The organism is Nocardia glycosmidis (genome assembly GCF_052545115.1).
Genome location: NZ_JBQWRH010000011.1, coordinates 1 through 19,162 on the forward strand (window position 1 = coordinate 1; position 19,162 = coordinate 19,162).

18 protein-coding genes are annotated in these 19,162 nt (G+C 67.7%); 16 read left to right on the top strand and 2 right to left on the bottom strand.

Annotated features, from left to right (window positions below):
• Positions 1-931: 931 nt before the first annotated feature.
• From ACT86A_RS15395 to ACT86A_RS15405, 3 genes are read left to right on the top strand one after another with little or no spacing between them, the layout of a single operon-like run.
• Positions 932-1,366 carry a hypothetical protein gene (locus ACT86A_RS15395; protein ID WP_445092808.1) on the top strand — a complete coding sequence of 145 codons (435 nt, stop codon included), beginning with the start codon at positions 932-934 and terminating at the stop codon, positions 1,364-1,366.
• Positions 1,363-2,850 carry an FGGY-family carbohydrate kinase gene (locus ACT86A_RS15400; protein WP_445092809.1) on the top strand — a complete coding sequence of 496 codons (1,488 nt, stop codon included), beginning with the start codon at positions 1,363-1,365 and terminating at the stop codon, positions 2,848-2,850. Before ACT86A_RS15395 ends, ACT86A_RS15400 begins: the two co-directional genes overlap by 4 nt.
• A gap of 56 nt (positions 2,851-2,906) precedes the next feature.
• The gene (locus ACT86A_RS15405) at positions 2,907-3,359 is read left to right on the top strand and encodes a thioredoxin family protein (RefSeq protein ID WP_445092810.1); all 453 of its coding nucleotides are present in this window, start codon (positions 2,907-2,909) and stop codon (positions 3,357-3,359) included.
• A gap of 210 nt (positions 3,360-3,569) precedes the next feature.
• On the opposite strand, the gene ACT86A_RS15410 is transcribed toward ACT86A_RS15405, so the two are convergent.
• Complete coding sequence (locus tag ACT86A_RS15410) at positions 3,570-4,064, bottom strand: hypothetical protein (protein ID WP_445092811.1); 495 nt, start codon at positions 4,062-4,064, stop codon at positions 3,570-3,572.
• A 154-nt stretch (positions 4,065-4,218) separates the two neighbouring features.
• Here ACT86A_RS15410 and xylB point away from each other — a divergent pair, with 154 nt between their 5' ends.
• Both xylB and ACT86A_RS15420 read left to right on the top strand, forming a co-directional pair.
• Positions 4,219-5,616, top strand: a complete 1,398-nt coding sequence (gene xylB, locus ACT86A_RS15415; RefSeq protein ID WP_445092812.1) for a xylulokinase — start codon at positions 4,219-4,221, stop codon at positions 5,614-5,616.
• Between the two features lie 428 nt (positions 5,617-6,044).
• Complete coding sequence (locus ACT86A_RS15420) at positions 6,045-6,857, top strand: ABC transporter ATP-binding protein (protein ID WP_445092813.1); 813 nt, start codon at positions 6,045-6,047, stop codon at positions 6,855-6,857.
• 239 nt (positions 6,858-7,096) lie between these two features.
• On the opposite strand, the gene ACT86A_RS15425 is transcribed toward ACT86A_RS15420, so the two are convergent.
• On the bottom strand, positions 7,097-7,477 hold the full coding sequence (locus ACT86A_RS15425) for an antibiotic biosynthesis monooxygenase family protein (RefSeq protein WP_445092814.1): 381 nt from the start codon (positions 7,475-7,477) through the stop codon (positions 7,097-7,099).
• A 462-nt stretch (positions 7,478-7,939) separates the two neighbouring features.
• On the opposite strand from ACT86A_RS15425, the gene ACT86A_RS15430 reads away from it, so the two are divergent.
• From ACT86A_RS15430 to ACT86A_RS15480, 11 genes are all read left to right on the top strand, one after another.
• Positions 7,940-8,614, top strand: a complete 675-nt coding sequence (locus ACT86A_RS15430) for a PaaI family thioesterase (protein WP_445092815.1) — start codon at positions 7,940-7,942, stop codon at positions 8,612-8,614.
• 130 nt (positions 8,615-8,744) lie between these two features.
• Entirely contained in the window at positions 8,745-8,999 is a 255-nt protein-coding gene (locus ACT86A_RS15435) for a type II toxin-antitoxin system VapB family antitoxin (RefSeq protein WP_445092816.1), read from the top strand.
• Positions 8,999-9,415, top strand: coding sequence for a type II toxin-antitoxin system VapC family toxin (locus tag ACT86A_RS15440; RefSeq protein WP_445092817.1), 417 nt, complete (start codon positions 8,999-9,001; stop codon positions 9,413-9,415). The genes ACT86A_RS15435 and ACT86A_RS15440 overlap by 1 nt, the downstream gene beginning before the upstream one ends.
• 110 nt (positions 9,416-9,525) lie before the next feature.
• The gene (locus ACT86A_RS15445) at positions 9,526-11,322 is read left to right on the top strand and encodes an acyl-CoA dehydrogenase (protein WP_445092818.1); all 1,797 of its coding nucleotides are present in this window, start codon (positions 9,526-9,528) and stop codon (positions 11,320-11,322) included.
• 47 nt (positions 11,323-11,369) lie between these two features.
• Complete coding sequence (locus ACT86A_RS15450; RefSeq protein ID WP_445092819.1) at positions 11,370-11,981, top strand: QsdR family transcriptional regulator; 612 nt, start codon at positions 11,370-11,372, stop codon at positions 11,979-11,981.
• A gap of 290 nt (positions 11,982-12,271) precedes the next feature.
• Positions 12,272-13,057, top strand: coding sequence for a GntR family transcriptional regulator (locus ACT86A_RS15455; RefSeq protein ID WP_445092820.1), 786 nt, complete (start codon positions 12,272-12,274; stop codon positions 13,055-13,057).
• The gene (locus ACT86A_RS15460) at positions 13,058-13,285 is read left to right on the top strand and encodes a 4Fe-4S dicluster domain-containing protein (protein WP_039797742.1); all 228 of its coding nucleotides are present in this window, start codon (positions 13,058-13,060) and stop codon (positions 13,283-13,285) included.
• Positions 13,286-13,297: 12 nt separating this feature from the next.
• On the top strand, positions 13,298-14,722 hold the full coding sequence (locus ACT86A_RS15465) for an ABC transporter substrate-binding protein (protein WP_445092821.1): 1,425 nt from the start codon (positions 13,298-13,300) through the stop codon (positions 14,720-14,722).
• Positions 14,719-15,579 (top strand): ABC transporter permease, encoded by an 861-nt coding sequence (locus tag ACT86A_RS15470; protein WP_445092822.1) that lies wholly within the window; start codon positions 14,719-14,721, stop codon positions 15,577-15,579. The genes ACT86A_RS15465 and ACT86A_RS15470 overlap by 4 nt, the downstream gene beginning before the upstream one ends.
• Positions 15,576-16,316, top strand: a complete 741-nt coding sequence (locus ACT86A_RS15475) for an ABC transporter ATP-binding protein (protein WP_445092823.1) — start codon at positions 15,576-15,578, stop codon at positions 16,314-16,316. Before ACT86A_RS15470 ends, ACT86A_RS15475 begins: the two co-directional genes overlap by 4 nt.
• Positions 16,313-19,024, top strand: coding sequence for a fumarate reductase/succinate dehydrogenase flavoprotein subunit (locus ACT86A_RS15480; protein ID WP_445092824.1), 2,712 nt, complete (start codon positions 16,313-16,315; stop codon positions 19,022-19,024). The genes ACT86A_RS15475 and ACT86A_RS15480 overlap by 4 nt, the downstream gene beginning before the upstream one ends.
• The last annotated feature ends 138 nt before the right edge of the window (positions 19,025-19,162 follow it).

Consider the following 19,162-nt stretch of genomic DNA (forward strand, 5'->3'; position numbering starts at 1 on the left):
GCACAAAGCTGACAAAAAAAATCCGACCCCCCACACGGGGGTATGAAAGGGCCGGAACCAAAAAAAATTTGGCACTGACATTCATCGACACACTATTGAGTTCTCAAAGAACACACGCACACACATTCAATCCAGCATTAAACTGGACCTTCAGTGAGGCAACTTATCCAGCTTAGCTCATCTCGCCCACCTGATCAAAATCAGGCTCGCGATCAAGCTAGTGTGATCGCCAGGCGCTCCTCGTCCTACCTCGTTTCCCGGTCCCTCCGCTTGGCTTTCGCCTCGCTTCTCGGCTCCGGGTCGGTGTCCGTGTCGCTCTGACTTGGAATAAGTTACGCGCCGGATTTCACTTCGTCAAATCGCCTGCGCAGCGCATCTTTTCGCAGGTCAGGGACGGCCTATCGGCGGGATCTACGGCCGAATGACACAAATGTGATTCAAGCCACCACAAGATCGTTCTGCTGCGGTCGCGATACAGGACAGCGGAATCTCGACGGCTGCGGCGGCATCATGAATGGATGGCGGCGCGCGAGGTGGTGTGGGCTGGGGCATTCACACGGATCTACGACCCCAGCGTCAGCGAGCGGGATGCGTGATACTCAACGATCACACGCTGATTCGCGACCAGGCCGGACGATGGCATCTGGTTGGCATCACCCATCGGGAGCCGGCGGACCCGCTCGACGAAATCGAATTCGCACATGCGGTTTCCGACCGGCTGTGTGGTCGGTGGACCGAGCACGCGTGCGCTTTGCGTGTTGATCGGGACTATGGCGAGACCCAGCTGTGAAGTGGCGCCACCGGTGGGCATCATGTTGTCGCCTGCACCGGCCAGGGCTCGATTTCCGCAAACGCGCCGATGAGCTCGGCCGTGGCTGGTATCTGTTGATCGAGTCGAACTCTCCGACCATCCCCTCCGGGAGGGACCGGCATGGCCCGTATCGGCGTGATCAGTATTTCTGGTGACCGCGACTACGTGCATGCGGGCATCGGCGATCCAGCGGAGAACCTGGCGAAGGTGCACCTGTATCCGGAGGTGTCCTTCTTTCCCGCCGGCGGCCCATCGGTACACCATCTGGCCGCGCCGGGCCGGATGACTTCGGCACGGCGCACTCGACTCGACGGTACTTACCGCATGCAGCTGATGCTCGGGAACTTCGAAGAGTACGACCAGGAGACGAACGCAGCGCTGATGAAGCAGTCCACGCGGCGGCCGCACGCCTTCGCCCGGCTGGACACACGCGCCGCAGACTTCTCGAGCCGTTTCGGCGCCAACCACATCCACGCTATGCCCGGCGACCGCCGGGCCGCGGTACGTGCCGTGTGCGAGCTGGTCGACGTCACGCTGGACGAGTCCACCCGATGACGCTGTTTCTCGGCATCGACATCGGAACCTCGAGTTCCAAGGGTGTGCTCGCCGACGCCGACGGCACGATTGTCGCCAGAGCCGAACGAGCGCACGAAATCTCCATGCCATATCCCGGATGGGTGGAGCACGACGCCGAGACGGTGTGGTGGGCCGACTTCGTCACGCTCGCACGCGACTTGGCAGGTGCTGCCGACGGCGCTTCGCTCGGCGGACTCGCGGTGTCCGGGATCGGCCCGTGTCTACTGCCCGCCGACGCGGCGGGCAGGCCGCTGCGACCAGCCATGCTCTATGGCGTCGACACCAGGGCGGGTGCCGAAATCGCGGAACTCAGCGCCGAATTCGGTGCGCAGGCCGTGCTCGAGCGTGCGGGGTCGCCGCTGACCAGCCAGGCCGTCGGCCCGAAGGCCCGGTGGCTGGCCCGGCACGAACCGGAAGTCGCCGCGCGCACCGCGATGCTGCTGATGGCGAGTTCCTTTCTGGTGCACCGGCTGACCGGCCGGTATGTTCTCGACCACCAGTCGGCGAGTCAATGCGTGCCGCTGTACGACCTGCGTGCGCGTGCGTGGGCGACCGACTGGGCTGATCAGATCGTGCCGGGATGGTCACTGCCAGAACTGGCTTGGCCGACCGAGGTCGTGGGCCGGGTGAGCGCCGAGGCGGCGTCCGGCACGGGACTACCGGTGGGACTGCCGGTCACCACGGGCACGATCGACGCCTGGGCGGAGGCCGCCAGTGTGGGCGTTCGCGCTCCCGGCGAGGCGATGATCATGTACGGCACCACCCTGTTCATAGTGCAAGTGCTCAGCGATCCACGCCCGCATCCCGGCTTGTGGGGCACCTGCGGCGCCTGGCCGGACACATACACGCTCGCTGCGGGCATGGCCACCTCCGGCGCGGTCACCGACTGGCTGCGCAGGCTCGTCGGCGGTGAGTTCACCGACCTGGTCGTCGCCGCCGCAGACGTGCCGGTCGGCAGCAGAGGGTTGCTCGCCTTGCCGTACTTCGCCGGTGAGCGAACTCCCCTGTTCGACCCCGACGCCCGGGGCGTCATCGCGGGATTGACCCTGGCGCACGGGCGTGCCGAACTCTATCGGGCCGTGCTCGAAGGTACCGCTTACGGAGTGCGGCACAATCTGGCCGCCATGACCGAGGCAGGCGGACAGGCGGCGCGTCTGGTCGCGGTGGGTGGCGGCACCAAAGGTGGATTGTGGACGCAGATCGTCTCCGATGTCACCGGACTGGAACAGCAATTGCCCGCCGACACCGTCGGTGCCTGTCTCGGCGATGCGGTCCTCGCGGCCGAAGCCGCCGGTGTCGACACCTCCGGGTGGAATCCCATCGTCGGCACCGTGCGGCCCTATCCTGAACGCACAACGAAATACGAGCAGTACTACCGGCACTACCGCGACCTGTACGAACGCACGACAAGTATCGCGCATTTCCTCGCGGCCGAGCACCGTCGGGCCGGTACGGCTCCCTGATCGCGGTTCGCCATGCGACGATGCAGGGTCACCGCGCAGACCCACACGAGGATTCCATGCCGACAATCACCTTGACCCAGCACAATTTCGATTCCGTCGTCGCTGCCAACCCGATCGTGCTGGTGGATTGGTGGGCGGGTTGGTGTGGGCCGTGTCAGCGTTTCGCGCCCGTCTACGAGGCCTCGTCGGACCGGTACCCGGAGATCGTGCACGGCAAGGTCGACACCGAAGCCGAAGTCGCGTTGAGCAGCACCGCGCAGGTTACCCAGTATCCGACGCTGATGGCGTTCCGGGAGGGTTTGCTGGTGTACTGCGAGGCGGGCGCGTTGGCATCGGACGCGCTGGATGACCTGGTACAGCAGATTCGCTGGCTCGACATGGACCGGGTTCGCCGGGAAGTCGCCGAGCGGACCGACGCGCAACAGCTCGCCACCACGAGCGCCCCCGGCAGCGCGCGCCGGGCCGGACTCGCGCCCGTCTCGCCCCAATACGGCTGGCCCGGCCTGTGACCACCTCGGCTGTGGTGGTCGCCCCCGCGGGCAGCCTGAACAGCTACTAGCCGACGCCGTTTCGACACCGGGCACGGATTACGCTCGAAAATCGCTGCGGTCGTGAAGTTCCGGTCTACTACCAAGCGACCTACAGGCGCTCGGCTGGCGAGACGCCGAAACCTACCTTGCACTGGAAGACGCCGAGATCGCGACCACCGCGTGGTGGTATCAGTCCTGATCCTGCGGCGTATCCGGTTCCGCGAAGTCCAGCGCCAGCAGCTCGTCGGCGCGTGCCAGCGCCGCGTCCATGCCCGCGGTCAGATCGTCCATCATGGTCAGGCCGTCCAGCAGTCCGGTGAGTTCGTCCCGCAGGGCACGCAACTCCGCAATCGCCGGATCGACCGGGAACCAGGCGACCGATTCGTGCCACCACGGATCGCCGGACAGCCAGGCCCACAGTACGTCCCGGACCAGCACGGGGTCGGAGGTGTACAACTGGAAGGACTCGGTCGCCACCCCGGCCCGATGTTCCAGTTCGTAGACACCGTCGGCCAGGTACCTGGCCCGGATGTCGTGCAGCTCGCCTCGGCTGAGCTCGAGCACAGTGCGGTCCGAGCCGGGCGGTTCATCGAGCAGGTCGCCGAGGGAGGCCTCGGTGAGTTCCTTCAGCGGCGTCCCGTCTCCCACACGGATGCGCACGTCAATGGGGTCGACAATGCTCATCGCGTCAGTCTGCCCGATGGGGCGGCCGTTTACCCGAAATGCGGCGTGGCTGGGCGGTTCGGGTGCAAGCTGTGGATATGCCTGTGCTGGAAACAGTCGGAAGGCTGCCGATCGGGATCGGCGGCACGCGCTGGATCGGATCGGGGCTGAACGGATGACGACGGTCGCAGGAGTGGACAGCTCAACCCAATCGTGCAAAGTGGTCGTATGCGACGCCGGCACGGGCGCGATCCTGCGGCAAGCGCAGGCGCCGCACCCTGCCGGGACCGAGGTCGACCCCACCGCGTGGTGGGACGCGTTGCGCACCGCGGGGGCCGGCTTGCTCGACAGCGTCGACGCGATCGCCGTCGCGGCGCAGCAGCACGGTCTGGTCGCCCTGGACGCAGCGGGGACTCCGGTGCGGGACGCGTTGCTGTGGAACGATGTTCGCTCCGCCGAAGCGGCCGAGGAACTGATCGCTGAGCTGGGCGGGCCGCACGCATGGGCAAACGCGGTCGGAAGCGTACCGGTGGCGGCATTGACCGTCGCCAAACTGCGCTGGATGGCCGATCACGAGCCGGAACTCGCCGACCGCACCGCACAGGTTTTGCTGCCGCACGACTATCTGACCTGGCGGCTGCGCGGCGAGGTGGGCCGAGAACCGACTACCGATCGCGGCGACGCTTCCGGCACCGGGTATTGGTCGCCCAGCAACGGCGAATACCGGGAAGACTTGCTCGCCCTGGCCTTTCACGGACGCACACCCGCTCTTCCCCGAGTGCTCGATCCCGCCGAATCGGCCGGGCGGACGCCGTCGGGCGCACTGATCGCCGCGGGAACCGGAGACAATGCCGGTGCCGCCCTGGGGCTGGACATCGCCGAAGACGATGTGGTGGTGTCCCTCGGCACCAGTGGGACAGCGTTCGCGCGATCCAGCCGCGCCTGCGCGGACCCGAGTCGCGCGGTCTCGGGATTCGCGGACGCCACCGGCGCATTTCTTCCGCTGGTCTGTACGCTCAACGCCGCCCGCGTCCTGACCTCGACCGCCGATTTGCTCGGTGTGGACTTTCGCACTCTCGAATCACTGGCGGCACGAGCTTCGCCGGGAGCGAACGGTGTGGTCTTGCTGCCATATCTGGCGGGTGAGCGCACGCCCAACCTGCCGCACGCCACGGGCAGTCTGCACGGGTTGCGCCCGGAATCGATGCGTCCCGCCATTGTTGCCCGCGCCGCATTCGAGGGCATGCTGTGCCACCTCGCCGACGCGCTCGACCATCTCACCGGCATCGGCGTAGCACCGAAACGCGTGTTGCTCGTCGGCGGCGCCGCGCGCTCGCCTCTGGTCGCGACGATCGCCGCTCAGGTTTTCGGCGTCACAGTGACGGTGCCGGAGCCCGCGGAGTACGTTGCGCTCGGCGCCGCCCGGCAGGCGGCGTGGGCGCTCAGTGGTGCGCCCCGGCCGCCCGTATGGCAGACGCGCACGGTCACGGAGATTCCCGCTCCACCCGACGACACACTCGGACGGCGGATCCGGACCCGGTACCGGCGCATACGTCAAGAGATCCACGGCTGACCGCGGCGTTTCACCGCGACCGCCGAGCAACCGAACCGCCGGAAGCCATGATTCTGTATTCCTGGCCGTCACGACAAAGGTGAGCGGCGGCGATACAGCCCCAAGGCGGGAGGCAGGTCCTTCCGGGCCGCCGCGGCAGCTGAGCAGAAACTGGTGGCTAGACTGCGACCGAAACTCCTCGGACAAGTAGCTAGGTTTGCATGATCTCGCAGGTACGGCGCCATCCGCTGGCCGCGCAGACAGCGGGGTTGCTGTCGGCGCGCGTCCGAGCGGGCGAGTGGCCGCTGGGGGCGGCGTAGCACAATGTCCCCGAGTCCGCGGATTACGCCGCCCGTGAGCGGCCGGCCGACGCGGTCGCCGCTCGAAACCCCAGCCGCTGCGGCGGAATACAGCCGCACCCACCTGACCGCAGGGAAAGAGGCATGCACATGACCGACACTCCGGTGCTCGAACTGACCGATGTGACGTTCCGCCGCGCGGGCAAGAAGATCATCGATGGGATCTCGCTCACCGTGCGCGCGGGTGAGCGCTGGGCGTTGCTCGGCCCCAACGGGTCGGGCAAGAGCACCCTGCTCGGCTTCTGCGGCGCGGTCACCTTCCCCACCTCGGGCTCCGTGCGCGTGCTCGGGGCGGAACTCGGCCGCGTCGAACTGGCGCCGCTGCGCCGGCACATCGGCCAGGTGAATCCGCGCCACGCGCTGGGCTCGCCGCTCACGATCCGCGACGTCGTGCTGACCGGTCTGACCGCGACGATCGATACGCCGATGCGCTGGACACCCAGTCCGGACGAGCTCGGCCGCGCCGAGGCGATGATCGACACCGTCGGCCTGACCGGCAAGGCGGACGAGATCTGGCCCACCTTGTCGCAGGGGGAGCGCGGGCGCACGCTGATCGCGCGGGCCCTGATCGCGCAGCCGCAGCTGCTGCTGTTCGACGAGCCGTCCACCGGTTTGGATGTCGCCGCCCGGGAACAACTGCTGGACACCATCGACACCCTCGACCGGACCCATCCCGCGGTCGCCTCGATCCTGGTCACCCACCACTTGGAGGAACTACCCAGCACCACCACCCACGCCATGCTCATCGCCGACGGCCAGGTCGTCGCGGCAGGACCGGCACCGGAGACGATCACCACCGATAACGTCACTACCGCCTTCGCCCACCCGGTCGAGGTCCGCTACGACGACGGGCGCTGGACCGCTCGCGCGGCACGCAAGCCGACCGCGTGGCCGGCGTCATGAACGCAGTGGCATCGCATCCGTCCACTGCTGCGCTCACCGCGGAACCCGCACCGTGGGCGATCGCTCCCGCCCTGGTCGACCGGCACGCTGAACCGGGAGTGCCCTAGCCCCGGAGATCCACCACTATTGCCGGCCGAAGGCATGCCCGCTGCGGCTTCGCCCTGCGATCCGCAGGACGTAGACGCCACCTGGGCGGTCGGCCCACCCAGGCGGCGCCGGATGATCAGCCGACTCGCCGGCTACGACCCGCCGGACCTGGAGAAGTTGGCCACCAGTGCGTCCGCGGCCGCCTCGTCCTCCGGCGTTGCGGCGAAGGTCGACGATTTCTTCGTATAGGACCGCGTCATCTCGAGGATTTCGATGGTGTAGTCCTCCAGTATCTCGCTGCGCCCCAACGTCTCGACGGCCCGATGTTCGGGGTCGTTGTACCAGGCCGCCATGTGTTCCTCGGTCTCGAAATAGGCGATCGCGAGCTCACGCCCATCGGGCACATCGAATTTGTGCAGGGCGACGAAGCCGGGCATCGACGATGCTCGCTCGAACATTCGAGCCCCGATCGCGGCATATTCGGCGTTCTGCCACTCCGGGCGGACCTTGCCCCAGAAAAGTGCGACGTACATGGGTTCCTCCTGCGTGCATCCGCGATGACCGGTGCGGATATTTCACTTCGCGCTGAAGCGAGGCCCGAGCAGCATATAGCGACCGTGTCGCTCGTCACAAGAAAGCTAGACAAAGTTGCATCAGCTATGAATGGCGAATCCGAAACTGTCTGGTGAGCGAACGCGGCGGGCGGGGTGTATTGCGGATTCCGGACTCGAAATCAGATGCCACACTGTAGTTTTCGAGGGGACTCCGGCAAAAGCCGGCGCACGGAAGGGGCCCGACTCGGACCCTTCTCGTCCAGCCGCTGCGGGTGCCGAGCGCAGCCATTGCTCGAATCCGCCACGGCGACACAGTCCGTGGGTCGCTGACGCAGGAACGTCGCGGCCGGCGGTCGACATTCGCCGCGGTGTGTCCGTGCGCCGCAGGGGCCCTGGCACCCGCCCAGCGAACACGCACCAAGCAACCGATAACGTGTTCTCATGAACGAACCGCGGGCCGACGACACGCTGCCGAGCAAGGAGCATCACGAGGGCGGGTTCCGGCCGCTGAGCGATCTCATCGCCGCCCATGAGGCGGCCAAGGACGACATCTCCCGCGGCGGACCGCACTACGGCCAGTTCATCGAACAGGTGCGCGGCCTGATGGACCGCACCCGCCTGGCCTGCCCTTCCGACGACCTGACGGTGGAGGTGATCGGCCTGCTCAAGCAGCTGAACGACAAACTCGATGACGCGCTCGTCGACGAATGGTCGGCACCCGCCTGGACCCGCCTCGACCTGCCCGCCCGCGGCAACATCACACTGCCGCCGTTCGTGATCGACCACGTCGATGAGCAAGGCATCCACGCGGACGTCACCTTCCGCACCTACCACCTCGGCGGCAACGACGCCGCGCACGGCGGTCAAGTCGCCGTCGCTTTCGACGATCTGCTCGGCATGGCCGCCGCCGTGCAGTCCGGCGCGGTGACCAGAACCGCCTCGCTCACCGTGGACTACCGCTCCATCACCCCGCTGAACACCGAGCTCAGGGTCCACGCCTGGGCTGAACGGCAGGAGGGGCGCAAGATCTATGTCCGCGCCACCCTGCACGACGGCGAGCGGCTGTGCGCAGAGGCGAACGGATTGTTCATCGTGCTCAAACCCGGTCAGCCCTGACCAGCCGCGTCGGCTTCCAGCAAGATCCGGCGCTCGCGCGCCTCAACTCGGCGCCTGCCCGCGGCCCGCTCGGGGCCTGATCAGTAACCGGACTGTTTATAGATTCATCCTATTCGTATAGAATCTAGACATGGCGTTGAGCATCAAGCATCCAGAAGCAGATCGGCTGGCGCGTGAACTCGCGGCCAGAACCGGAGAAACGATGACCGAAGCGGTTGTGATCGCCCTGCGTGAGCGACTCGCACGGGAAACCGGGCGAGCACGTCCGGTACCGCTTCGCGCCGAGCTGACTGCGATCCGGCACAGATGCGCCGCACTTCCAGTCCTCGACGACCGCAGCGCCGAGGAGATCCTCGGCTACGACCACCGCGGTCTGCCGTCCTGATGGTGATCGACACATCAGCTATCGTCGCCATGCTCACGGACGAATCGGACGCCCCTCGCTTCGAGGCCGCGATCGAGGCGGACCCTGTGCGATACATGTCCACCGCCACCTACCTAGAGACCTCGATCGTCATCGAAAGCCGCTACGGCGACGCCGGTGGGCGAGAGCTCGATCTGTGGTTGCATCATGCCGCTGTCGAGCTCATCGCCGTACATCCCGAGCATGCGCACGCGGCACGACTCGCGTACCGCACCTACGGCAAAGGCCGCCACCCAGCGGGATTGAACTACGGAGACTGCTTCTCCTATGCCTTGTCCAAAGCCAGCGCCGAACCGCTCTTGTTCAAGGGCGATGATTTCCCACGAACCGACATCGCAGCCGTAGCGCTCCCCGAAATCGGCGCAGCAGACGAGTAGGCCACGCCCGCCCTGACGACCAGGCATAGACGCCCTCGACGGCGAACGTCCGTGGTCGCCACATCGACCCGCAAGATACACTGACTCGAACATGTATCGAAAGGATGGCGATGCGGTCGACCTTGCTGTCCCGGCGCGATCTCGATTTCCTGCTGTACGAGTGGCTCGACGCGGAAAGGCTGACCGAACGCGAGCGGTACGCCGAGCACTCGCGGGAGACCTTCGACGCCGTGCTCGAGCTCAGCGAGCAACTGGCCACCAAGTACTTCGCGCCGCACAACAAGCGTGGCGACGCCAACGAGCCGACCTTCGACGGCGAACGCGTCACCCTGATCCCGGAGGTCGGCCACGCGCTGGAAGCCTTCGCCAAGGCCGGGCTGCTCTCCGCGGCAATGGATTACGAACTGGGCGGCGCGCAACTGCCCGCCGCCGTCACGCAGGCGAGCTACGCGTGGTTCCACGCGGCCAACCCGGGGACAGCGGCCTATCCGTTCCTCACCGTTGCGAATGCGAATCTGCTTGTCGCCCATGCCGCTGCGCATCTGATCGAGAAGTTCGTTCCGCCGATGCTCACGGGCCGGTTCTTCGGCACCATGTGTCTGTCGGAGCCGCAAGCCGGTTCGTCCCTGGCCGATATCGTCACCCGCGCCGAGCCGCAGGACGACGGCACATACCGGCTGTTCGGCACCAAGATGTGGATCTCCGGCGGCGATCACGAACTCGGCGAGAACATCGTGCACCTAGTGCTGGCGAAGATCCCCGGCGCAGCGGCGGGCACCAAAGGGATCTCGCTGTTTCTGGTGCCGCGCTTCCTGGTCTGCGACGACGGCGCGATCGGCGAACGCAACGATGTCGCGCTGGCCGGGCTCAACCACAAAATGGGTTTCCGCGGCACGGTCAACACGGTGCTGAACTTCGGCGAGGGCCGCTGCAGGCCCGGCGGCGCGCCCGGCGCCGTCGGCTACCTGGTCGGCGCACCACATCGTGGGCTGACCTGCATGTTCCACATGATGAACGAGGCCAGGATCGGCGTCGGCCTGATCGCCACCGCGCTCGGTTACACCGGATACCTGGAGTCACTCGACTACGCCCGCACCCGCACCCAGGGCCGGGCCAAACTACCAGCCGACCCAGCCGCACCGCAGCGACCGATCATCGAGCATGCGGATGTGAAGCGAATGCTGCTGGCGCAGAAAGCTTATGCCGAGGGCGGGCTGGCGTTGGTGCTGTACTGCGCCCGGCTGGTGGACGACCAGCGGACCGCGGAGTCCGAAGCGGATCGCCGCGCGGCCACCCTGCTGCTGGACATCCTGACGCCGATCGCCAAGAGCTGGCCCTCCCAGTGGTGCCTGGAGGCCAACAGCCTCGCCATCCAAGTGCTCGGCGGCTACGGCTACACCCGCGAATACAACGTCGAGCAGCACTACCGCGACAACCGGCTCAACCCGATCCATGAGGGCACGCACGGCATCCAGGGCCTGGACCTGCTGGGGCGCAAGGTAACCCAGCAGGGCGGCGCCGGCCTGCTCGCGCTCGGCCAGCGGGTCGAGGCGACCATCGGCGCCGCCGCGTCGGCGGGTGACGAGGCAGCCGAGCTTGCCGACCAGCTGGATTCGGCGTGGCGTCGGCTGGTGGACGTGACCGCGGGACTGTTCGCCTCCGGCGACGTCGAAGCTGCGCTGGCGAACAGTTCGGTGTACCTGGAGACGTTCGGGCACATCGTGCTTGCGTGGATCTGGCTCGAGCAGTTCCTGGCCACCGGGGACCGTTCCGGCGACTTCTACAATGGCAAGCGGCACGCGGCGCGGTTCTTCTATCGCTTCGAATTGCCCAAGACGGCACCGGCACTGGATCTACTCGCCCGCCTGGACCGGACTACGCTGCACATGCGCGACGCCTGGTTCTGAGAACGAACCAGCTTCGATACATGTTCACAAGGATGTATCATTCCTCGGTGATCGATTCCAGCCAGCGGACCACCCGCCCGCCCGGCCGACCGGCCTCCGCGACCAGGGAACAGGTCATCGAACACGCTCGCAAGGCGTTCCTGGCCGGCGAGCGAGTGGACATCCAGTCGATCGCCGGGCAACTCGGGCTCAGCCGCGCCTCGATCTACCGCTGGTTCGGCTCCCGCGAAGGCGTGCTGGGCGCAGTCCTGGCCGGGGAATTCGAAGCGTTGCTGCGCCGCGCGGACGCGCGCCGCCGCTCCACGGGCGCCCGGCGCATCCTCGACGTGCTCTACCGGGTCAACCGCTGGATGACCGACAACGAACCATTCCGCCACTACTTCGAGAACGAGCCGCTGTCCGGGCTGCGCATCCTCACCGCGGGCGACGGTCCGGTGCAGCCGCTGGTCGTCGGCGCGGTCCAGGATCTGATCAACCGCGCCGCCGAGGAGGACGGGTACCGCCCACCGCTCGAACCCGCACTACTGGCCTACGCGCTGGTCCGCCTCGGCGAGGCGTTCCTCTACAACGACAACGTCGCGGGCATCCGCGGCGACGTCGATCGCCTGCACGAGGTGCAGGCCGCGCTGCTGGGCATCCCCGAGGCAATCGAGTCGTAGCGGGAGCTTTGCCGCACCTGCCGTCGCCGGATCTCGACCTCGAACAGGTCGACACGGGTGCGAAAACCTACGATCCGTCTCCGTAGATCTGCCCCTGATTCCCGGCACCACGCGGAATTCGACTCGGCGTGATCGAAATCCGCCGACCGTCGCGGAGGTGGCGGATTACCCCTGCCGCCGCGCATCGTGCCAGGTCGGGGCGGGGGTTACCCGGCGCAAAAACATCCCCTGATTTCCCGGGGGTTCGCCGCCGCTCAATGGTGGCCGCCGCCGCACTATCGTCGCTATTCGTGCAGGTCAGCGATAGAAAGGTGGAAGCGGTGGCGGCGGAACCCACTCCGGTGCGGCGGCTGCGCGCCGATCAGGCGCGGCGGGTGGCCGACATTTTGCGTCACCAACTGCACGCGGGGACGTTCGACAGCACGCTGCCGAGCGAACAGGAACTCGCCGCCGAGTACGCGGCGTCGCGCAACACCGTCCGCGAAGCGTTGACGCTGTTGAAGGACGAAGGTTTGATCGACCGCGCGCCCAAGGTGGGCACGCGGGTGGCCGCCCGGAAATACGACCACGGGCTCGACGCGCTGCTCGGTTTGCAGGAAACCTTCAAAGGCCACGGCACGGTGCGCAACGAGGTCCGCGCCGCGATGCAGGTCACCGCGCCGCCCGCCGTCGCGCGCCGCCTCGGACTCGCACCGGGCGAGCGCGTCATCTATCTGGAACGGCTGCGCTACCTCGCGGACCTGCCGCTGAGCCTCGATCTCACCTATCTCGTGCCCGATATCGGCACTGAGGTACTCGGCCACGATCTGGAGCACACCGACGTCTTCGTGCTGCTGGAACGCATCAGCGGCCAGTCGCTGGGCTCGGCCGATCTGGCCTTGGAGGCCGTGCCCGCCGACCCGCACACCGCTTCGACCCTCGACATCCCCGCCGGCGCGCCCCTGCTGATGCTGGAACGGCTGACCCGGCTCGACGACGGCCGCCCGGTCGATCTCGAGTACATCCGCATGCGCGGCGACCGAATCACCATGCGCGGCAGCCTGACCCGCAGCGCCCCCGAATGGAAGGTCCTCTAGATGGCACTCGTCAACCAGCGCGCCGACATCCCCGTCACCATCGACGAGTCGCTCTGTATCCAGGGATGCACGCTGTGCGTGGAGATCTGCCCGCTCGACTCGCTGGCCATCAACCCCGAGAACGGCAAGGCCTTCATGCACGTCGACGAATGCTGGTACTGCGGCCCCTGCGCGGCCCGCTGCCCGACCGGCGCCGTCACCGTCAACATGCCCTACCTGCTCCGCTGATCTGGAAGACCGATGAAAGTAAAATTCGTTCCCGTCCTGCTCGCCGCCGCGCTCACGCTGACCGGCTGCTCCCTGGAGAAGACCGACCCCGCCCCGGCGGGCACCGTCAAGGTGGTCATCGGCTATCAGTCCAAGACGATCAACACCGTCACCGCGGGTACCCTGCTGCGCGCGCAGGGTTACCTGGAACAGCGGCTGCAGCAGATCACCGACAACGGTGGCGCGAAGTACCAGGTCGAGTGGCAGGACTACGACACGGGCGCGCCGATCACCGCGCAAATGGTGGCCGAGAAGATCGACATCGGCTCGATGGGCGACTACCCCCTGCTGATCAACGGGTCCCGCACCCAGGCCAACGAACGCGCGAAGACCGAACTCGTCTCGGTCACCGGGTACAACCCGAGGGGCGCGCTGAACATGGTTGTCGTGCCGAATGATTCGGCGGCGACCAGTATCGCCGAGCTGAGCGGGCAGAAGATCTCCGCCAGCGTGGGTTCGGCGGGGCACGGCACCCTGGTACAGGCCCTGTCCCGGGCCGGGATCGATCCGGCCAAGGGTGTGGAGGTACTCAACCAGCAGCCGCAGGTCGGCGCGACCGCGCTGGAATCGCATCAGGTGAGCGCGCTGTCGCAGTTCGTCGCGTGGCCCGGTCTGCTCGTCTTCCAGAACAAGGCCAAGCTGCTCTACGACGGCGCCGAACTCGGCGTGCCGACCTTCCACGGCGTGGTCGCCCGGCGCGCGTACGCCGCCGAGCACCCCGAGGTGCTCCAGGCGTTCCTCGCCGCCCAGCTCGACGCCACCCAGTTCCTGCGCGAGCGGCCGTTCGACGCTGCCAAGATCGTTGCCGACGGCTCCGGCCTGCCGCAGGAGGTGGTGTACCTCTACAACGGGCCCGGCGGAACCAGTTTCGACACCACGCTCGAGCCGAGCCTGATCGCGGCGCTGAAAGGTGATGTGGCGTACCTGAAGTCGATCGGTGACTTCGCCGATCTCGATATCGATCGGTTCGTCGAGAACGCCCCGCTGCGCCAAGCGTTCGCCGAGACCGGCCGCGACTACGACCGCGAACTGGCCGACAAAGCCAACCCCACACCGATCAGCGGCACCGATCCCGTCTGCGGCGCCGCGGCACAGAATCCCGCGCTGGCCGGCGAACTGTGGCTCGGCGGCACAGACAAGCCGCAACCGGCCGCCGACCCGACCTGCCTGCTGCGCGCGATCCAGGTCGCGAAGGCGCAGGGCAAAACGGTCCGTGCCGCGTATGTCCCGGACGCCGAACTCGGCACGCGCTGGTTCGCCGACAAGTCGGTGTGGCTGCGCGAGGGCGCCACTTACCTGCCCTTCACCACGGCCGCCGCCGCCCAGCGCTACCGGCAGTCGCATCCGTCGGCCACGCCGGTCGGCTACGACCAGGCCGTCACGGAAGTACGTGGATGACAAGCGAACTCGCTGCCCCGTCGGCACACGTCGACGCCGCGGAGCCCACCGCGCCCCGGTCGGCCACCGTCCCGACCCCGCCATCGGTATGGCGTTCCCGCCTGCTGCGGGTCGCGTCGGTCGCGGTCGCGGTCGGAGTGTGGCAACTGCTCACGATCAACAACGTGCGGGCAGGCCTGCGTTTCGACACGCTGCCCACGGTCACGGAGGTCGTCGCCGAATTCGGCACACAGCTGCGCGCCGAGCGGTACTACCTGGATATCGCCCAATCGCTGCTGCGGATCGGCACCGGCTTCGGGCTAGCCGCGGTGGTCGGCGTGATCGCGGGCATCGGCCTCGGCCAATCCCGGCTGCTCGCCGACATCTTCGGCCCGCTCGCCGAACTGGTCCGGCCGATTCCGGCGATCGCACTGGTCCCGGTCGCGATCCTGCTTTTCCCCAGCGACGAATCCGGCATCGTGTTCATCACCTTCACCGCGTCATTGTTCCCGGTGCTGGTCAGCACCCGGCACGCGGTGCGCGCGTTGCCGACGATCTGGGAAGACGCCCTGCGCACGCTCGGCGCGTCCCGGCTGGACGTGTTGACGCGCGTCGTGTTCCCCGGCATCCTGCCCGGGGTCTTCAGCGGTCTTTCGGTCGGCGTCGGCGTGGCGTGGATCTGCCTGATCTCGGCGGAGATGATCTCCGGGCGTCTCGGCGTCGGCTACCGCACCTGGCAGGCCTACACCATCGTGGACTATCCGGCGGTGTTCGTCGGCATGATCACCATCGGCGTCCTCGGTTTCGCGACATCAGCGCTGGTCGAGGTGGCCGGCCGCCGCATCACCCGCTGGCTGCCCAGAGAGGTCGAGGCATGACCACGGTGATCGAAGCACCGGCGTCGACCGGGATGCGTTTGAGCCTCGACGGCGTCGCGATCGCCTACAGCGGCGAACCCGTGCTCGACGGGCTCGACTTGACCATCGCGCCGGGGGAAATCCTCGTCGTGGTCGGCAGATCCGGCTGCGGCAAATCGACACTACTGCGCGCCCTCGCCGGATTGCGCGCGCCGGAGGGCGGCGTGATCCTCGCCGATGGCGCCGCCGTCACCGGGCCCGCCGCCGATCGCGCCCTGGTGTTCCAGGACGACGCGCTCTTGCCCTGGCGCACCGCGCGACAGAACATCGAACTCGCCCTGCGCCTGTGCGGCACGCGCCGCACCGAACGCCGGACCACGGCATTGCGCTGGATAGCCGAGGTCGGGCTCACCGGGTACGCCGACTACCTGCCGCGCGACCTGTCCGGCGGCATGCGTCAGCGCGTCCAGCTCGCGCGCAGCCTGGCCGCCGCGCCGCGCGCGGTGCTGATGGACGAGCCGTTCGGCGCACTGGACACCCAGACCCGAGAGACCATGCAGCGGCTGCTGATCGACACCTGGCGCGCCCATCCCACCACTGTCGTCTTCGTCACCCACGACCTCGATGAGGCCCTGCTGCTCGGCGACCGCATCGCCGTGCTCGGCGGCGGCACACTGCGCGCCCTGGTGCCGGTGCCCAGCCCGCGCGAGGCGATCGACCGGTCCGCTACGAAGGCCGAGATCTTGGAGAAATTGTGAACATTCCGCCGCTGTCGGAGCGGATTCGGCTGGACTGCGACGTGCTCGTCATCGGCGGTGGCACCGCGGGCACCATGGCCGCGCTCACCGCCGCCGAGCAGGGCGCGAACGTGCTGCTGCTGGAGAAAGCACATGTGCGCCACTCCGGTGCGCTGGCTATGGGCATGGATGGCGTGAACAACGCGGTCATCCCCGGCAAGGCCGAACCGGAGGACTACGTCGCCGAGATCACCAGGGCCAACGACGGGATCGTCAACCAGCGCACCGTGTACCAGACCGCGACGCGCGGCTTCGCGATGGTGCAGCGGCTGGAACGCTACGGCGTGAAATTCGAGAAGGACGAGTACGGCGAGTACGCGGTGCGCCGAGTGCACCGATCCGGCTCGTACGTCCTGCCGATGCCCGAAGGTAAGGACGTGAAGAAAGCGTTGTATCGCGTCCTGCGGCAACGCAAGATGCGCGAACGGATTCGCATCGAGAACCGGCTCATGCCCGTGCGGGTGCTCACCGACAACGGACGCGCCGTCGGCGCCGCCGCACTGCATACGCGCACCGGCGAGTTCGTGGCCGTCGGCGCGAAGGCGGTGATCCTGGCCACCGGCCCCTGCGGCCGGCTCGGGCTGCCGGCCAGCGGATATCTGTACGGGACCTACGAGAACCCGACGAACGCGGGTGACGGCTACTCGATGGCCTACCACGCGGGCGCCGAACTCAGCGGCATCGAATGCTTCCAGATCAACCCGCTGATCAAGGATTACAACGGCCCCGCCTGCGCGTACGTGGCGAATCCGTTCGGCGGCTACCAGGTCAATGCCCAGGGCGAACGCTTCGTCGACTCCGACTACTGGTCCGGTCAGATGATGGCCGAGGTCAAGCGCGAGATCGAATCCGCGCGCGGACCCATCTATCTCAAGGTGTCGCACCTGCCCGACGAGACGCTGAGCACGCTCGAAGGCATCCTGCACACCACCGAACGCCCGACCCGCGGTACCTTCCACGGCAACCGCGGCCACGACTACCGGACCCACGACATCGAGATGCACATTTCCGAAATCGGTTTGTGCAGTGGGCATTCCGCCTCGGGTGTATGGGTCGACGAGCATGCGCGCACCACGGTGCCCGGCCTGTACGCGGCGGGTGATCTGGCGTGCGTGCCGCACAACTACATGATCGGCGCGTTCGTCTTCGGTGATCTCGCGGGCGCGCACGCCGCGTCGACACTCGAGGCGGTCGCGGCCCCGCGTGAGTTGCCCGAAGACCAACTGGCCGCGGCACACGAGCTGATCTACCGACCGCTGCGTCATCCGGACGGTCCGCCGCAGCCGCAGGTCGAATACAAGCTGCGCCGGTTCGTGAACGACTATGTGGCGCCGCCCAAGACGGCCAGCAAACTGGGGATCGCGGTGGAGACCTTCGAGCGGATGCGCGCCGAGATCGAGGGCATCGGTGCCCGCACACCACACGAGTTGATGCGGGCGGTTGAAGTGTCGTTCATCCGAGACTGCGCCGAAATGGCCACCCGCAGTTCCCTGACCAGGACCGAATCCCGCTGGGGCCTCTACCACGAGCGCGCCGACCTGCCCGAACGTGACGATTTCGGATGGCGATACCACCTCAATCTCCGCAAGAACCCGGACGGAACCATGGCGTTCCTGAAGCGGCCGGTCGCGCCTTACCTGGTTCCGGTCCCCGGACTCGACGATCTGCCCTCGGCCGATGCCGCGGCGGTGCCGGTGCACCAGCCGCATCCGGCCGCAGGCCGTGCGCCGCACACCGGCCTCGCCGCTGAGCACCACCGGGTCGGCTCCGACACCGGGAAGCAACCCGCGACTGTCCCGTCGCCGCGCATCGTCGCGCTGCTCGCGCTCGACGAGCCCACCGTTTCACAGCTGTCGGCCTATCTGACAGACCCGGACGCGGGCGTGCGGGCCACGGCGATCGGGGTGCTGACCGAGCACACACCGGAGGGCTTCACCACCGTCCTGATCGACGCGCTCGACGACGAGGCGACCTCGGTCCGGCGCGCGGCCGCGGCGAGCCTGCGCGAACTGGTGGAGGTGTTGCCCGCGGCGGCGGGGCTTTCCGACCGGCTCGGCTCGCCCGATCCGGTAGTGCGCGCCACCGTGATCGATCTGCTGCGCGCCCTGCGGGCCGGGACCGCCGCGCACTACCGCGCGGCGCTCACCGACGTGGATCATCGGGCGCGCATCGAGGCGGTCCGCGCCCTGGTCTCGCTGGACGATCGCGACGGCGTCGCCACTGCCCACGACGACGACAATCGCGAGGTGCGCATCGCGGTAGCCCACGGACTTGCCGCGATCGGTGCCGGCGGCGCCGAGGTGATTCGCCGCCTCGCGGACGACCAGGACCCGCTGGTCCGCGCCGCCGCGCTCGCCGCGTTCGGGCAACTCGGCGCCGAGCCCCAGGACGTCACCGCGCTGGCGATGGCGCTGCGCCACTCGGCCTGGCAGATCCGGGTGGGTGCGGTGCGCGGACTCGCCGGCGCCGACCCGGAACTGGCAGTGCCGATCCTGGCCGCGGCACTGAACGATCCCCACCTGGACGTGCGCAAGGCGGCGGTACTGTCTTTGGCAGGATGGCCGGACCTTCCGCCCGCGCACGACGCGCTACGTGGCGCGATCGGTGACACCGACGCCGACGTCCGCGCGTATGCCCGGCGGGCCCTGGCTGCCCAGCCCACCGCCTAGGGCACCGGGCCGGTCGGACCGCGCACACAGCTATCTCGACACCCGGCGCGCGCACGCGTCTGCGGCTGTGTCGTTCCATGCGCTGGCCGTGTCGTTGTTCGCCGCGCCGCTGCAATCGGCGGTCCCGGCGCGGGATTC

What these genes read in the sequence shown, in the direction of transcription:
- ACT86A_RS15395 (WP_445092808.1), top strand. Translation starts at nt 932, where the DNA reads ATGGCCCGTATCGGCGTGATCAGTATTTCTGGTGACCGCGACTACGTG.
- ACT86A_RS15400 (WP_445092809.1), top strand. Translation starts at nt 1,363, where the DNA reads ATGACGCTGTTTCTCGGCATCGACATCGGAACCTCGAGTTCCAAGGGT.
- ACT86A_RS15405 (WP_445092810.1), top strand. Translation starts at nt 2,907, where the DNA reads ATGCCGACAATCACCTTGACCCAGCACAATTTCGATTCCGTCGTCGCT.
- ACT86A_RS15410 (WP_445092811.1), bottom strand. Translation starts at nt 4,064, where the DNA reads ATGAGCATTGTCGACCCCATTGACGTGCGCATCCGTGTGGGAGACGGG.
- xylB (WP_445092812.1), top strand. Translation starts at nt 4,219, where the DNA reads ATGACGACGGTCGCAGGAGTGGACAGCTCAACCCAATCGTGCAAAGTG.
- ACT86A_RS15420 (WP_445092813.1), top strand. Translation starts at nt 6,045, where the DNA reads ATGACCGACACTCCGGTGCTCGAACTGACCGATGTGACGTTCCGCCGC.
- ACT86A_RS15425 (WP_445092814.1), bottom strand. Translation starts at nt 7,477, where the DNA reads ATGTACGTCGCACTTTTCTGGGGCAAGGTCCGCCCGGAGTGGCAGAAC.
- ACT86A_RS15430 (WP_445092815.1), top strand. Translation starts at nt 7,940, where the DNA reads ATGAACGAACCGCGGGCCGACGACACGCTGCCGAGCAAGGAGCATCAC.
- ACT86A_RS15435 (WP_445092816.1), top strand. Translation starts at nt 8,745, where the DNA reads ATGGCGTTGAGCATCAAGCATCCAGAAGCAGATCGGCTGGCGCGTGAA.
- ACT86A_RS15440 (WP_445092817.1), top strand. Translation starts at nt 8,999, where the DNA reads ATGGTGATCGACACATCAGCTATCGTCGCCATGCTCACGGACGAATCG.
- ACT86A_RS15445 (WP_445092818.1), top strand. Translation starts at nt 9,526, where the DNA reads ATGCGGTCGACCTTGCTGTCCCGGCGCGATCTCGATTTCCTGCTGTAC.
- ACT86A_RS15460 (WP_039797742.1), top strand. Translation starts at nt 13,058, where the DNA reads ATGGCACTCGTCAACCAGCGCGCCGACATCCCCGTCACCATCGACGAG.
- ACT86A_RS15465 (WP_445092821.1), top strand. Translation starts at nt 13,298, where the DNA reads ATGAAAGTAAAATTCGTTCCCGTCCTGCTCGCCGCCGCGCTCACGCTG.
- ACT86A_RS15470 (WP_445092822.1), top strand. Translation starts at nt 14,719, where the DNA reads ATGACAAGCGAACTCGCTGCCCCGTCGGCACACGTCGACGCCGCGGAG.
- ACT86A_RS15475 (WP_445092823.1), top strand. Translation starts at nt 15,576, where the DNA reads ATGACCACGGTGATCGAAGCACCGGCGTCGACCGGGATGCGTTTGAGC.